The 15830-nt window shown below is 64.4% G+C and carries 9 protein-coding genes; 6 read left to right on the forward strand and 3 right to left on the reverse strand.

Annotated elements, in window-relative coordinates; all coding sequences use genetic code 11:
- Nucleotides 1–54: 54 nt before the first annotated feature.
- Nucleotides 55–531: a transcriptional repressor gene (locus HPY44_13100; protein ID NSW56941.1), complete on the reverse strand. Its 477-nt coding sequence runs from the start codon at nucleotides 529–531 to the stop codon at nucleotides 55–57.
- 393 nt (nucleotides 532–924) lie between these two features.
- Here HPY44_13100 and HPY44_13105 point away from each other — a divergent pair, with 393 nt between their 5' ends.
- The 4 genes from HPY44_13105 (at nucleotide 925) to HPY44_13120 (ending at nucleotide 8238) form a co-directional block, all read left to right on the forward strand.
- Nucleotides 925–4170 carry an alginate lyase family protein gene (locus HPY44_13105; protein NSW56942.1) on the forward strand — a complete coding sequence of 1082 codons (3246 nt, stop codon included), beginning with the start codon at nucleotides 925–927 and terminating at the stop codon, nucleotides 4168–4170.
- 137 nt (nucleotides 4171–4307) lie between these two features.
- The gene (locus HPY44_13110; GenBank protein ID NSW56943.1) at nucleotides 4308–4475 is read left to right on the forward strand and encodes a hypothetical protein; all 168 of its coding nucleotides are present in this window, start codon (nucleotides 4308–4310) and stop codon (nucleotides 4473–4475) included.
- A gap of 5 nt (nucleotides 4476–4480) precedes the next feature.
- Nucleotides 4481–5263, forward strand: coding sequence for a hypothetical protein (locus HPY44_13115; protein NSW56944.1), 783 nt, complete (start codon nucleotides 4481–4483; stop codon nucleotides 5261–5263).
- A 359-nt stretch (nucleotides 5264–5622) separates the two neighbouring features.
- Nucleotides 5623–8238 (forward strand): hypothetical protein, encoded by a 2616-nt coding sequence (locus HPY44_13120; GenBank protein ID NSW56945.1) that lies wholly within the window; start codon nucleotides 5623–5625, stop codon nucleotides 8236–8238.
- Between the two features lie 37 nt (nucleotides 8239–8275).
- Here the strand turns inward: HPY44_13120 and ald are convergent, their stop codons facing one another.
- Entirely contained in the window at nucleotides 8276–9385 is a 1110-nt protein-coding gene (ald, locus tag HPY44_13125) for an alanine dehydrogenase (protein ID NSW56946.1), read from the reverse strand.
- Between the two features lie 619 nt (nucleotides 9386–10004).
- On the opposite strand from ald, the gene HPY44_13130 reads away from it, so the two are divergent.
- Together HPY44_13130 and HPY44_13135 are read left to right on the forward strand one after the other, a co-directional pair.
- Entirely contained in the window at nucleotides 10005–11369 is a 1365-nt protein-coding gene (locus tag HPY44_13130; GenBank protein ID NSW56947.1) for a hypothetical protein, read from the forward strand.
- Between the two features lie 172 nt (nucleotides 11370–11541).
- Entirely contained in the window at nucleotides 11542–15084 is a 3543-nt protein-coding gene (locus tag HPY44_13135) for a DUF4838 domain-containing protein (GenBank protein ID NSW56948.1), read from the forward strand.
- Nucleotides 15085–15133: 49 nt separating this feature from the next.
- Here the strand turns inward: HPY44_13135 and HPY44_13140 are convergent, their stop codons facing one another.
- Nucleotides 15134–15583 carry a discoidin domain-containing protein gene (locus HPY44_13140; protein ID NSW56949.1) on the reverse strand — a complete coding sequence of 150 codons (450 nt, stop codon included), beginning with the start codon at nucleotides 15581–15583 and terminating at the stop codon, nucleotides 15134–15136.
- Nucleotides 15584–15830 lie beyond the last annotated feature (247 nt).

Genomic DNA, 15830 nt, shown 5'->3' on the forward strand with positions numbered 1-15830 from the left:
TTCGGTCTCGGCAGAAGGACCTCGCCGGGCTTCCCCCGCCCCGGCGTCTGTCGCCTATCCGCCCTGCTCGTGCCTCCTCGGTGTCGCGCCCTGAAGGCATTTGCGGCAAAGTCCCCGTACTTCGACCTGTGTCCTGTCCACATCGCCGAACTCGCGCACGGCCTCGGCAACGGCTAATCTGTCCAGCTCCTCGCTGTAGAAGTCCGCCGTCAGGCCACAGCCGGTGCAGACGAAGTGGTGGTGTGGCCGCATGTTGCCGTCGAACCGGTGCCGCTCGTGGGGAAGCCCGAGAGTGGTGATGAGGCCCAGATCTTTGAGCAGCCACAGGGTCCGATAGACGGTGTCGAGAGAGATTGTCGGGATCCGCGCCCGAACTCCCTTGAAGACGGTTTCAGCATCGGGATGCAAACGGGAATCCACGACCTCGCGGAAGACTTCGAGGCGCTGGTGGGTGACGCGCACGCCCGAGGCCTTGAGGACCTCCTTGCAGTGCTCGATGGGGTCTTGCAAGGCTTCGGGAGTAGCAGACATGTATCTGGGGTCCTAAATAGGAATGCATCGTAAATAAGATTGTCTCTATAAAGCATGACCGTGTCAAGGCGGATACGAACGCACGAACGCCCGGCGGGCTTCGCCGGCCGGGATCAATGCCCGACATTGCAGGAGGATACCCGTGGCGTGAGAAGAAAGCTCTTGGGGTTTCCGTTGAGACGCCTCGACTCGCAAAGGGAGTGGCGACCCAATGCCGGTCCCCACTGTTCCGCAGGCTCACCGGGGCGTGGTGACGGCCTGACGTTCCCCTGTGAGCTGCGTCGCAGCTTCATCTGGGAGAAGCGCCGCCTCAGATTGATGCCCATCCGATGGGGCACCCGCGTTGAGCGTGGTTAGCGAACACCCGAGAATTGTGGAGGGAGCATTTCGACCGTGACTTGTCCACATGCGCTGTTTGCCCTGCTGCTGGTCGCCTGCGCGGCCCTTGCGCAGGACATCATCCCGGTGGATGACGAGGTCAGTGACCAGGAAGTGCTCCGGCTGGTGGATGTATCACGTCCCGGTCTGGAGGAGTTCGCCGCCGCCATGGGTGAGGGGCACTTGGCCCGCGCGCAGGAGCTGCTTGTCGCACACTTTGCCGGACGGGCGCAACCGGTCATTCCGCCTGCGATGGCCCCGGGCGTTGGCGAAGGCAACTCCATGTGCGTCCAAGCGAAAGCCTCCCCGGAACAGGCCGAGACCTGGCTGCGTCATGTCTTCACCCTGAGCAATAACGACACCGGAAAAATGGAGACCTACGACCTGGGGCCGCAGATTCAGTGGATGAGCAATCCCAGTTCCGCCGTCAGCTGGATCCTGTACCTGAACCAGATGAACCACCTCAATTCCCTCTCGGGTCTTTACGCCCAGACTGGAGATGAGAGGCTTGCGCTTGAGGTGGGGCAGTCGGTTCTTTCGTGGACGCGCCAATGCCCGCGCGGGTACGGCTACATGAAGGACGGGCAACTGGTCAAGTCCGGGATGGAGGTGCGCAACCGGGCCTGCAACCTGATCGTGGCTTACGAGGCGGTGCGCAAGTCACCTTCCCTGACTCCGGCGATGCACATGGCCTTCTGGAAGCTGTTCATCGCCTCGGCGCGGGAGCTGATGACCTACGAGGGCGTCTCGTACCCCGGCCTCATCCCGCTGGCGGTGATGTTCCCTGAGTTCACCGAGAGAGAGTCCTGGTTCAAGAGCGGTGAAGCGAACCTGCGCTTCTGCCTGGTCAACAGAACGTCGCCGGAGGGCGCCTGGGACACCCAGTCCATCTCCTACCAGACCGTGTCGGTGCCCTGGTCGTTGCGGTCTCTCGAGTTTCTGAGGGCGAACCCTCAAAGCGGGGACTTCGACGCAATGGCGGAGATGGTCACAGTGCAGGTGGGCAAGCTGCTGGGATTGATGCTGCGCATCGCCCTGCCCAATGGGGGCCTGCCAAATGTGGGCGACACCTACGGCCGTCCGGACTGGAGCAAGAGTGCCGCCGGCCCTATGCTGACCTCTTTCATTCACAGCCAGATGAGCCCCGAACATCAGGCGGCCCTCAACGCCATCGAAGACGACTATGCGCGGCTCAAGGCCGCCCTTGCCATTGCTGACGGGCGGGATGCCGAGCAGCCCGACTGGACGTCCCGGGCCTTCCCCGGTTCCGGCTACTACGTGATGCGCAGTGACTGGGAGAACGACCAGGCGCGGTACCTTTACCTCGACCTGACGCCACAGGCCATGGGCCATGCCCACAATGACGCCCTGCATTTCGACCTGTATGCGTATGGCAAGCCTCTGCTCGCCGATACCGGCGACTACTTCCTTGGCTGGGGGTACCGGGCCGCGCTGCACAACACCATCGAGGTGGATGAGCAGGACCAGGCGCGCGGCGTTGCAGCCGCTCCCATGATGCCCCGGGAGTGGCTGAGCACAGGCGCCTTCGATCTCGCGGACCTGTCCCACGGCGCCTACGAAAGGCTGGGGGTCACCCACCGGCGCAAGGTGATCTTCCTGAAGCCTGATTACTTCGTGCTGTGTGACCTCCTGACCGGCGAGGGCAACCACAAGTTAGAGCAGTTCTTCCACTTCGCAGGGCCTACCCAGACCGCCGCGGCCCAGGCAAGTCTGGACGAGGACACCCTGGTGGCGGCATCGACGCATACCGGGACAGCCAACGTGCAGGTCATTCCGGTTCACACCGATGGGCTCACTGCCCGGTTCGCCGCCGCGCAGGAAACGGACATGAAGGTCGAGGACAAGTACACTCGAGAGGCAATGCTGGGTTGGATGGTGACGGGCGGGACCTTCCAGCGGGTGAAAGCGCCGGTGGCGGTCTACACCCGGGAGGGCGCCCTTCCCCAGGCCTTCCACAATGTGCTTTACCCCACCCCCGCGGGGGCAACGGCAGAGCTGAGCGTCACGGCGCTGCCTGTCGCGCAGGACGGCAAAGCGCTTCGCCCGACAGAAGCTGCCGGCTTCACGATGACCGGGAGCATCACACGTCCCAGGTACGCAGAGCAGGAGATCAGAGTGGAACGGGGGGCAAATCTTGCCCTGGGCCGACCCGGGTTCGCCGAAGTCAGCCAGGGGCAGATCGCCACTACCTCCGCACTCCTCACCGACGGCGACCCCTCGCCGCGAGTCATCGGTGGTGCGGTGTCCAGCAGCCCGTACACCCCCAACGTCCTGCTCGAGGGGCGTTTCACCGTAGACTTCGCGTCCGAGACTGAGGTCAACTGCGTCATTCTGCACCACGGGACCTGGAACGGAAGCCAGATTCTCTACCCGGCAGAGGAGATGACCGTACAGTTCTGGGACGGGCAAGGCTGGGTAGACGCCGAGGCGCAGCAGACAACGTGGCATGACGAGCAGGTCAGCGAGACCCGGTTCCGGCCAGTGAGCGCAACGCGGCTGTCCGTATTCGTCCGCAGGCCATCCGGTGGCCGGTTGTCGCTGCGCGAGTTCGAAGCTTACCGGGTTCCTGACGCTGAACTTCAGCGCGTCGCGGCCATGCGCGCGGAAACGGTGACTGAGAGCTTCCGGGACGTATGCCTGATCTCCCACAGCGGCCCGGGCATGAGGCAGTACGGCGACTACACCTTTGATGGGGAACTGGCGTTCATCCACGCGGATGGGCAGGGCCGGGTGCAGGAAGTCTGCCTGAAGGACGGCAGCTTCCTCAGCAATGGACAGGACCTGAAGTTCACCAGTTCTCTCTGGCGCTACCCTTACTGCAACATCAGCCTGAGGGGCAATGAAGCCCTGGTGGACTGTCCGGGAGCGTTCCAGCTTCAACTCGTCGCCAACGGGGAGGCAGTGGAGCTTTCCATGGCCGATGGTTCGCAGCCGGGTGGAGAAGCCGAACCCGAGCTCAACATCTCCGACGCCCGCGTCGTGCTGGAACCGGCACAGGAGGGGTTCGCCGGAGCGCAGCCTTCAGCGCTGGTCACCTGGCGGACCGACCGGCCGGCGACGTCCCAGGTCTTCTACGGAGATGACGGCCAGTTCGCCCAGCGCACTACTTTCGACCCGACGCTGGTGACCGACCACCAGGTGAGGGTGTATTTCCTGCGCGCCGACCGGGAGTACGCCTTCCGCGCGGTCAGCCGGACGAGCTCCTCAGACGCGCAGGTATACTTGCCGGGGCGCCGCTAGACCGTGCGCTGGTGTGAGCGGTCTGAGGAAGGTTGCTGCCTGAACGATCGAGAACGTGCCGCGTAAGCGATAATGCGACGGCCGCGGTGTATATCCCGCGCGGCAGCCGCGATTCCAATGCCCCCCGGGAGAGTCCAATGACACACCCCGGCGTGACGCTTCCTGCATTCCTGTGCGCAAGTCTCGTTATCACGGGGCAGGAGGCCGGCGTGCCTGTCGCGCGTCGGAACCTGCACCGTGGTCCGTTGGCCCTGGACGCGACCGCGAGCACCACCCTTCGCCGGCTCTTCGTGGTTGAGAGGTAGTGCGAGTGGACGGGCACCTGCTGCATGTTGAGATGGGCCCAGCGACGCTCGCAATGACCGGGTGGGACCTACTGCTGGTCCTGGCGGTGACTGCGCAGGCGACGCTGCTCGCGTATCTTCGCCACCCCCGTTGGAAAGCATTCATCCTGACGCTGCCCATCCCGTTCTCCCTGTCCACGCTGTCCCTTGGGCTGCAGGTGGGCGTCACGAATGTGGCTGGCCTGGTGCTGCTCCTCGGATACACCCTGGGGGTGTACCTCCTGCACGCCCGGTGGCGCGCGCCGATCATCCCCAGCATCATCGGCTGCGCTGTGGGTTACTGCCTTGCGGGGACGCTCCTTGCGCGCGTCCTGCCGGCCTCTGACCGCGTCTTCTGGATTGCCGCGGGCTCGGTCTTCATGGCCGGGATTCTGCTGTACCGTCTCATGCCACACCGCGACGAACCACCGCACCGCAGCCCTCTACCCGTACCGCTCAAGGCAGCGCTCATCGCCCTGGTGATCATCGCCCTGGTGGTGATCAAACAGCAGTTGCAGGGCTTCATGACGGTATTCCCGATGGTCGGCGTTATCGCTTCGTACGAGGGCCGCCACTGCCTGTGGACGCTGTCGCGGCAGATCCCAGTGCTGATCATCGCCATGTTGCCGATGATGGTCACGATACACATTCTCCAGCCCGCGGTCGGCACGGGTTGGGCGCTGGGTGCGGGGTGGTTGGTATTCATGGCGATCCTGCTTCCCTTCACCCACCGCCAGTGGGCCGCGATGCCGGACGCGCCGGCAACCTGACAGCCTCGCGAGGCGAACTCCTCTGCGCGGCAGGTTGAGGGCGGAAGACGGGCGAAGTGATGGCTGATCCCGCTGACTCGGAGGTCGACTGATGTCCGAGTTCATCCTGTCACGGTCGCGCGTGGAAGCCGGGCCGCCGGCGCTTGTTGGGCGCCGGGCCCTGGGGTCCGGACGACTCGGTCTACTGTGTGAGGATCAAGGCGACCCCAGCAGCGTAGGCGGGTCAGCAATGCCCGGGAGCATCGGTGGGCTCGTACCTGGCGCCCGAGGCATTGGGGATGATCACCGACCGGTCGGTTGCGTTGCTGGGCCATTTACACTCGTAACTCTGGCGATCGCCGTTGGCAAAGGAGCCTGACATGGGGAAGGTTGCATTTTTGCCGGTTGCGCTTGCCCTGCCCATGCTGTGCAGCGCCCAACCCGCCGACCGGTACCAGGGCGCGGGTTTCTCGGGAAGCGGCGACGTTGGGTATCTGAAGCTTCTGGACACCTGCTACCAGATGCTGTACCCCAGCCCGGACCTGCAGAACATCGGGATGCTCTACAACTCGGCCTGGAACGGGTTCGTGGAGGGACCAACCTGGGGTGCGTGGTGGATCCAGAATAGCTACGGTCCAACGTACTGCGGGCTGCCGTTCTTCGTGGAGCCGTACTGCACCTTCGTCAGCAACGCCCAGGACCTGTGGTTCAGCCAGATGGGCGACGGCAAGCGCGAGGGCTCCAATGGATGGGTGGCGCCGGACGGCTGCCTGTGCGATGCCGCGGCGCCGGGTTGGATCGTGTACAAGCAGGGCGACGGGCGCATCGACATCCACGACTGGGGCATGGAGTTCACCGCGGCCGGAATCGTGCTTCAGGCGGAGCAGCTCCTGATCAGCCGGGACCGGGCCGCCATCGACCACTACTTGCCCATGCTGGAACGCAGCGCGAACTTCATCGAGACCCGGCGCGACCCGGCGAACAACTGCTTCCTGGCCGGCGCGGCGGGAAATCTCCTGGCCCCAAGCCACGCGGGATACCGGAAGCCCGACGGCACCTACGGCAAGTCGTACCTCGCGGGGCTATCGATCACGTACATTGCCGCGCTGGACCGGCTGATCGAACTGGAGAAGCTGGTGGGCGATGAGGCAAAGGCGGCGCTTTACTCCGAGCGCCGGAAGCTTGCGGTGAAGGGCCTGCCGAACCTCATCACGGACGAGGGCTATTTCATCAAATCACTCGACCCGGACGGCGCGAAGCACGGCGTGTACGGAGCTGAGAAGCACGGGTATTTCGAGGCCGTCTGCAACCACGACGCCATCGCCTTCCGGGTGGTCGATGACCAGCAGGCCCAACGGATCTACGACAAGATCGCCTCCATCCCCGGTCTTCGCCGACACGACGTGATCATCACGAACTTCCCGTCTCTCGATGACATGTACACCGAGCCCCGGGGGCTGTGGGAGTTCGGGCGCTGGGTCAACGGGGGACACTGGACTACCTGCGAGGCCCGTATGATCCTGGCCTACTATCGGCTGGGCAAGCACGAGGACGCGCGCAGGTCCGTGGAGCACCTGTTGGGGTTCGCCCGCGAATTCAGGTTTGACAATCCTCTGGTTGACTTCGGCGATGCGGTCTATCAGCCGAAGGAGCCGATCAATTGCGTCTACGATTCCTGGGGCGGGCCGTTGGCCATGCTCCGGGGGCTGTTCGAGTACTTGTACACCGCGGACGGTCTTACGCTCCTGCCCCATGTGCCGCCGGGAATCACCCAGCTTCAGCAGCATTTCCCTGTCCGTCTGGGCAACAAGCGCCTGTACCTGTCAACCTGTGGCAGCGGCCCGATCAGCGCAGTCTACGTGAACGGTGAGCCGTGGACAGACCACGATGCGGCGAGGGTGTCGTTGCCCTACCATCGAGTGCCCGAACGCGCGCAGATCATCATGTGCTTCGGCGGCGCGGCGCCGGTCTTCTCGGAAATCGTGCAGGAGACCTATCAGGCGCCCGGCCCCGATGACCCGCTCTGGCAGGTGAATACGTGGTGGTCGAACCCGCTGGGCAATGGACGCCCGTTGCGCATTGGAGCCGACAGCAACGGGAAAAGCGTTTTCGTGGGCGACATGCGCCGGGTGAGAGTATATAGTCGTGCGCTCGGCCCCGAAGAGATCGGCGCGCTCGCCGGTGACCCCCTCGCGGGCAGTGGCGATGATCCCGCGCTTGTCATTGACCTGCTTTTCGACCGCGTCGTGGACGGCCGCTGCCCCAATCCGCCCAATCCGGACCTCGTACCCGCAGCAGTGGGGGATGTGCGGATTGTGGAGGAGGCCGGCGGGAAGGTGGCGCGCTTCAGCGGCGATGGCTACCTGGATGTACCCGCGGACGCCCGCATTACGCTCTCGGACTACACGCTGGATGCGTGGGTCAAGCCGGGCGCTCTTCCCGACTCCGGCGCGCGGATTATCGACCGGGTCACCGCAGGGGTGGACGACGGGTATCTGTTGGACACATTCCCGGGCAATAGCCTGCGGCTCATCACCGAGCGCGGGCATCTGTCGTACGGAGCCAACCTTCAGCCCGGCGCGTGGGTGCACCTTGCGGCGACCTGTGATGGGGAAGATGGCCTGCGGTTGTACCTGAATGGCAGGCAAGTGGCTCAGGGGCCGGGTGCACCCGCTTCGCCGTCTGCTTTCGCCCGGATCGGCAGCTTCTACGCGAAACTGGCGGCTGCGGGAGAGGTCGACAGCTACGAGGCCGGGCACTGCCGGCTGATCATCCGGCATCTCGAGGCCCTGCGCACCCGGTTGGAGTTGGAGAAAGCCGGGCAATTGCCGGAGCTTTCGCCTGCGTCTGCCTTGGCTGCCGATAAGAGCTACATCGAGGCCGCTGAACGGCTTGCGCACGGCCTGGAGCGGGTCATGAGGAGCTACGAGAAGAGCGACGACCCGCGCAAGGCCAGGCTCTGGGCGCTCTGGGAAGAGGGGGACGAAGGGGAGTAGCTGCGCGAGCCGTCTTGCCCGTCTCGCACGGAAGCGGCTACCCGTGCCGGATCTCCGACCACGGCGTGTAGGGCATGCCGTGCGCATCAGCTACTGCCTGGTGGACCACGTTCCCCGCGAACACGTTCACCCCCGGCTGCAGTTCGGGTGCCCTGCAGATCGCTTCCGTGAGTCCGAAAGTCGCCAGCTTCACGGCGTATGGCAGTGTTGCGTTGGTGAGTGCCTGCGTGGCGGTGCGCGCGTAGGTTCCCGGCATGTTCGCAACACAGTAGTGAATGACCCCGTGCTCCGTGAAGACCGGGTCGAGATGGGTCGTTGGGCGCGATGTCTCCGCGCATCCGCCCTGATCGATGGCGATATCTACGAGAACGGATCCCGGCTCCATGAGGTCGAGCATTTCGCGCCGGATGAGCTTGGGGGTCTTGGCTCCGGGCACAAGTACCGCGCAGATCAGCAGGTCGGCGCGGGGCAGGCATTCCACCAGGTTGTGTTCATTGGAGTAGAGTGTGTTGACGCCGGGAATGGCCAGGTCCAGGAAGCGCATGCGTTCCAGATCGACTTCGAGGATTGTGACATCCGCTCCGAGACCGGTTGCCATGCGCGCGGCGTTGAGGCCTGCCGTGCCGCCTCCGATCACCACCACGTTGCCCGGCAGCACCCCGGGTACCCCGTCGAGCAAGACGCCCTTGCCTCCCTGGGTGGTGCTCAGGTAATACGCCCCGACGATGGCGCTCATGCGTCCCGCTATCTCGCTCATGGGCTCGAGTAGTGGCAGATGGCGACCCACCGCAACTGTCTCGTATGCGATGGCAGTGGTGCCGCTGGATATCAGCGCCTCGGTGAGCGGGCGATTCGCCGCCAGATGCAGGTAGGTGAACAGGAGCAGACCCGGGCGCAAATAGGCGTACTCCTGGGCGATCGGCTCCTTCACCTTCAGCACGAAATCACATTCCCAGGCTTCCGCCGCCGAGGGCACCAGCGTCGCCCCGGCCTCCTCATAGGCCGCGTCAGGGAACCCGGCATCGGCGCCGGCGCCCCGCTCGATGAGTACCTGGTGCCCCTTGCTGGTGAACATTCGCACGCCACCCGGCGTGCAGGCGACGCGGCTCTCCTCGGTCTTGATCTCGCGCGGCACTCCAATGCGCATGCGGTTCACTCCCTTGCTGCGAAGTCCAGCCCGGCGTCGATACTGCCGGCTTTCCGATGCCCGCGAACCATTTCGTCGAAGTCTGCGAGAAAGTCCTGTGAACATAATTCTCGGCTCATGCACGACACCCCTGCACGCGGGCACCATATTGCATCCGTTGGTGCCTCCGCTCGTCACCGACGGCGCATCGCGAAGGAACCTGCCGGGTGTGCGAGGAATGGGCCGGCACACCGGCAGCCATGCACCAAGAGCCGCAGTTTGAGGAGCACCGACGAACTTCGTCCCGCAGCGACTCCGCGGCAGAGCAAAGGAAGCGTGGAGGCGCTCGCGAAACAGGCGCTCACGCTGCGTTACCGGCCTATTCCACGCCCCCCGGGCAACGCCGATCACGCGGGCGGGTTCCGTTCTCGGCCCACGCAGCAGAAGGTCGCCCGGCAGTGCTCGGGCACCAAAGGCTGGGGCGTCAGGCTTGAGGACGGCTCCACAAACGCGGGCGTCCGGATGGGCCTGATCTGCGACCGCCCAGGGCCTGCACAGGATGGAACCGCACGAAGCGGAGCCCTGCGAGAAGCAAAATGGTCTCGGTTTCTGATCCGCGCCTCGAGGAGATGGCGGGAGTATGACTCGCCCCGGATTCCTTCGTATTGCTGTCGCGGCGTCTTTCGCGCTGGTGACCCTCGTCTCGGCCCAGAGCGTCCCCGCGCGCCCTGGCCTGCTGGCGATCTGCCCCGGGGCATGGGTGAATGACATGCGGCCCTGGGTGGAGGCCCGCAGTCAGGCCTTCGACGCCCGGTGCGTGGCGCTTGAGGATGTGCTGGCCCGGGAGGATGGCGTCGATGCCCCGGAGCGAATCAAGCGCTATCTGTACCGCGAGTGGCGCGAGAATGGTCTGCAGCTCGCCCTACTGGTGGGCGATGCGGATACCTTCCCGGTGCGGTGGATGGTGCTGGATCGCAACACCACCGAGGCTTTCGACTACGCTTTCTACGCAAGCGACCTGTACTACGCGGACCTCGCGAGGGCCGATGGCAGCTTCGATGACTGGAATGCCCGGAAGGACGGCTTCCACGGGAGCTACTTCGGGGAAGTCCGCGGTGAGCATTTCAAGGAGCCGCCGATCAACTTCGACGCCGTTTCTTATGTGCCGGAAATCGGCGTTGGGCGCTGGCCTGTATCGACTGTGGACGATCTGCGAGCGGTGCTTGCCAAGACGCTGGAGTGGGAGCGCACTCGGCGCACCGGGCCACCGAGGGCACTCATGCTGCACCCAGACGGCTGGGTAGATATGCGCGAGCGCCTGAGATCCCAGGCGGAAGCCCTCACCAAAGCGGGCTGGACGGTGGAGCAACAGTTCTACGGCGGCGAACCGAAGCAGCCCACTCCGGCCACAACCGTGGCATCGGTCCTGGGCGGCAAGGAACTCATTCTGCACGCCGGCCACGGGAACTCAGATGTTTGGGACGGCTGCCTGGGTCCCCGGGAGCGTGATGCTCTGGTTGCGGCCGCGCCGGGAATCTTCTTCTCCGTGGGCTGCGGGACCGCACACTTCGCTACGGAGCCGCCGTACGGTGCTTACCTGGACACTCGCGGTATCCTGCATCGCGGCACGGTGGACGGCGAGGTCTTCACTTCGGAGCCGCCGGCGCCTGCGGCACTGCAGCCTGGGCGATTCAACAGCACGGGATTGGGCGAACGCCTCCTGCGCTCACCCCGCAGTGGCGCGGTTGCCTACATTGGCTGCAATACCGGCGCGCAACCGTGCGCCATGACGCTCCTGGATGGCTTCCTGCAGAGCGTCTCCGGAGGGAGCACCACCGTCGGCTCGGCCTGGAAGGACGCGCTGGCCTACTACTGGCAGACCGAGAAGCTGGACGAACTGACCCCCACGGAGGACTGGTACCCGCCCAGCATCTTCTTCCAGGGCATGAAATTCATGCTCTTCGGCGATCCGGCGGTGAGTATACCGGAGGCAGCGGAGAAGTAATATCGGCTGCTCTGGCCAAACGCCTTATGGTCGGATTCGGCGCGGTTCCCGGTTTCCGCTTCCGCCATCCGGATCAACTGGTCTCCTTCTTGGGCCGGCATAGCAGGGATTCCTGACTGACAGATCGAACTGCGCAGACAGCGTGTCTGGTAAGGGAGTTCAGGAGGTTACGATGAGTATGCTCTGTCGCGGGAGCCTGCATGGGTTGCGGAAGGGCTTTGCACTTGCAGTGTGTGCCTTGGTGCTCTTCCCCGGCGCATTACTTGCGGAGAACCTCTACCCGGACCCGGGCTTTGAAGCCACCGGCGAAGTCGGTCAGGCCCACAACGGCGCGCGTGCCGGCTGTCTGCGCGTGGGTGCCCGTAACTACTGGGGCGAACTCGGGGTCACGCTGACCGTAGAGCCTTTTGCCCGCTACAGGGTGACCGAGTGGGTGAAAGGCAATGTCGGCGGAGGCACATTCTTCGCGCCACACTGCTACGACTGGAATAGCTACGAGTGGGCCTTCGTGACCCCACACGTTGTCCAGGTCCCCGGCGATTGGACGAAAGTGGAGGCCACTTTCGTCGCACCTAACGGCACCATGCGCGTCAACGCACTGGCCTACCTCAATGCCGAGAACAGTGAGGTCTGGGTGGACGATGTGGTTGTGGAGAAGATCGCTGAACCCGCTGAAGTCATGGCCGAGATAGAGGCGAAGGCCTCTCGTACCGACGACGAAACTCAGATGCTGGCTCGATGGTACATCAGGCACGGGCGCATCGCAGAGGCCACGGATCTGATGAGAGGCTCCACGGGCATTGCCCGTGCGGACATCGCCAACCAGATCGCCCTGCAGATTGAAGACCCGACCGAGCGCAGGCCGTACGTGGTGGAGATGCTGGCCCACGGAGGCCCCACCTGGCACGAGGGCATGCGACGGTTCCAGGAGATCGCCCGTGGGTTCAGCGATGACCAGCGGCTGCTCATGGCGGTGGAAGCTCTGGCGGCCAACGCCGGCAATGAGCGGACCGTGCAGGCGTTCCAGCTGGTGGTTGGCAGCGTCACGGCATCGGGTGCGCCGCTGGGGACCGTGGCGGAGACCATGGCGCGGATGGATCGGACCCGCGAGGCGCTCAAGAACGCCGCTAGGCAGATCCCGGCGGACAGTCCGGCTGCAGCCCAATTGGCAAAGGTCATCGCCGCAACGGATGAGGAGGCGAGTCAGGTGGAATCCCGCCGGGCAAGTCTCGGTTCATGCCAGGTGCGTATCGGCGGCCAGGTGCTGACGCCAAAGACCCATGCCATCGTTGTGCCCAACCGCGCCACGCCCCAGGAAGAGTATGCCGCGCGTGAAATGCGCTACCACCTCGAACTCATCACCGGCGGAGAGTTCCCGATTCTGACGGAGCGGGCGGCCCGCGGCCTGACGCCGATACTCGTGGGCAAGTGCCGCCAGACCCGGCGACTCGCGCCCGACATTGACTTCGGGGGCCTCGGGCAGGAGGGCATCCACATCAGGACGGTGGGCCCGGCGCTGATCCTCGCGGGTAATGAACGCGGGGTGCTCTACGCCACCTACTCCTTCCTGGAGGACAACCTGGGATGCCGCTGGTTCACCCCGGACTGCGCCACATGGCCCCGGAAGGGTACGATCAACGTGCCCGAGGTCGACAGGCGTTACATCCCGCCGCTGGAGTTCCGGATGGGCGACTACCCGGTGGCGCGGAACGGCGGCTTCGCGGCGCGCCTGCGGCTCAATGGGGACAATCACGGGATGAGCGAGGAGCAGGGCGGGACCCGAGGAGTCTTGGGGCTGGCCCATACCTTCGCGGCCCTTTGTCCGCCGGAGCGTTACTTCGCGACACACCCCGAGTACTTCTCGCTGGTGGGCGGGAAACGCCAATCGGGGTACGCGCAACTATGTCTCACCAATCCCGATGTGCTGCGCATCTGCACTGAAGGAGTGCGCCGCTGGATTCGCGAGCACCCGGACAAGAAGGTCTTTTCAGTCTCACAAAATGACACCCACAACTACTGCGAATGCGAAAACTGCACAGCGGTCGCTGAGGAAGAGGGTAGTCAGGCCGGGCCGGTGGTGCGTTTTTGCAATGCCATCGCAGATGACATCAAGGACGACTACCCGGACGTGGCCATCGAAACCCTGGCTTACCAGTACACTCGCAAGCCGCCGAAGATCACGAAGCCACGCCCGAATGTGATTATCTGCCTGTGCAGCATCGAGTGCTGCTTCATTCATCCGCTGGGCACCGACCCCTTCAACAAGAGCTTCGCCGAGGACATTCGCGGCTGGAGCAAGATCTGCGACCGGCTCTGGATCTGGGACTATGTGATCAACTACGCTCACTCCATTTGTCCCTTTCCGAACCTGCGAGTGCTGAAGCCCAACATCAACTTCTTCATCAACAATGGCGTGAAGGGCATTTACGAGGAGTCATGCTACTTCACCAGGGGCTCGGAGCTCCAGGAACTGCGCAACTACATCATGGCCAAGACGCTCTGGGACCCGACCTACGACACCGAACGAGCCATCGCCGAGTTCTGCGCGGCGTACTACGGTCCGGCGGCGCCCCATGTGCGGCGGTACATCGACCTGATCCACAACGCCACGCAGAAGAACCCGAAGCTGCACGTCATGATCTATACCCACCCGCGGGAGTACGTGACCCCGAAGATGATCGCTTCGGCCCAGGCGATTTTCGACCGTGCTGAGGCCTCTGTGAAGGACGATCCCGTGCTCCTGCATCGGGTGCAGGTGGCTCGCCTGCCCATCCTCTATGCGGCCATCACACTGGGTACGTCAGGCGCATTCACCGAGAGCGGCGACACCCTGATCCAGCGCCAGGGGGAGAGCGTGGCGGCGCTCGCGGACCAGTTCGAGAAGATAGCGCGAGCCGAGGGCGTCACTGCGGTGCGCGAGGGCGGACCTGATGCCGGCCTCGACGCCTGGCTGCAGTCGGTTCCGCGCCGGCCCGGCGTCTTGCCCATCAAGCGCATCCGCAATGGGCAGCTGGAGGTCAGCGTCCTGCCGGATCTCGGTGGCCGACTCTTCCGGATGAAGCAGGTTGCCACCGGCCGCGATCTGCTCCAGGTGCTGGGAACCGAGACAGCGCGTCTACCCGACGACGGCGGCTATGAGGAGTACAGCGAGCCGGGCTACCGCTCGGCCGGCTGGTCGGAAGTGTACACCGTCAAGGAGCACGGAGAGGGCTTCATTGTGCTCGAGGCCAACCTGCGCAATGGCCTGCGGCTTACGCGGAAGCTTGAGCTTGACCCGGAGCGCCCATTGCTGAAGATCGCATCAACCGTGACCAATGTCTCCGACCAGACTCGCACCAGCGGTCTGCGCGCGCACCCGGAGTTCGCGGTGACCTCGACTGCAGATGCCACCGTGCGGATCCTGGGCGCGGACGGTGCGTGGAGCACTATCGCGCTGGCCAATCCGGCTGATCCCGCCGCCGAGAAGAACGTGTGGCTGCGCGAAAGCGATTGCCCTGCGGGCAAGTGGGCGGTGGTGGATGAGCAGACCGGAGTAGCGATCCTGAACGAGTTCGATACCCGCCAGGTTTCCCACTGCCTTCTCAACTGGAACGGCCGCACGTCCCGGGTCAATCTGGAACTCTTCGCGCCGGAGCGGACTCTGGCGCCGGGCGAAAGCCAGACGATCGAGCATTCGTATGAAGTCGTTGCGCCGGATGACCTGAAAGGCAGGTAGCGTTGCGTCGTGGCGGGACTGCAGTTGGGGCGCGAGACGGGGGGCCTCCCTAACGCGGGAACGCCGCCACCTCCCGCACCCACATGATATTCGGGCGTGCGGCCGGGCCATCTCCCGCCGCCTGTTCGATGCGCAGGCCTTTCACCTCGGTCGGGGCGAAGGCATGCTCCGTGAAGGAGTGGTCGCCCTCCTGCGACACCTCTGCCAGCGTCACTGGTCCGGCATCGGTAAGACCAAACACCGTGAACTTCCGCGAGGTCCACGGCCGACCGCCATCCACGGACCAGTAGATTTGCACCGCGCCAATCTGCCGCACCTGCGGAAAGCTGATCTCAATCCAGTGGGGCTCGCTACGATCGGCGGATGCCCAGGCCTGCCTCGTCCAGTGCAGGCCCTCCACGTCGATAGTGCCATCGATGAGCACACCGGGCGAATAGCCGTCATGCGACGAGTCCGCCGTGACCAGCGCGCCAGTGGATGCCGGCACTGGTGCGTGCACTTGCATGCCTCCTGGTTGGAGCATTATGGCTGGAGTTTCGCCGCGCAGGCCACCGCTGACCTCCCCGAATGGCACAGGCAGGGAGTCCGTACCGAAGTCTAATGCCGGGGCGTGAATTTTGCTGAGAACGCAGGGAGCTACCCTTTGTTCGGAGAACGGTAGGTTGTCACCCAAAACCAATCTCCGAGGGGGTAGCTCCGTGAGCACAGTATCGATAGCGCCGTTGGATGTCAACACGTACGAGCGG

The organism is Armatimonadota bacterium, from assembly GCA_013314775.1.
Taxonomy (GTDB): Bacteria; Armatimonadota; Zipacnadia; order Zipacnadales; family JABUFB01; genus JABUFB01.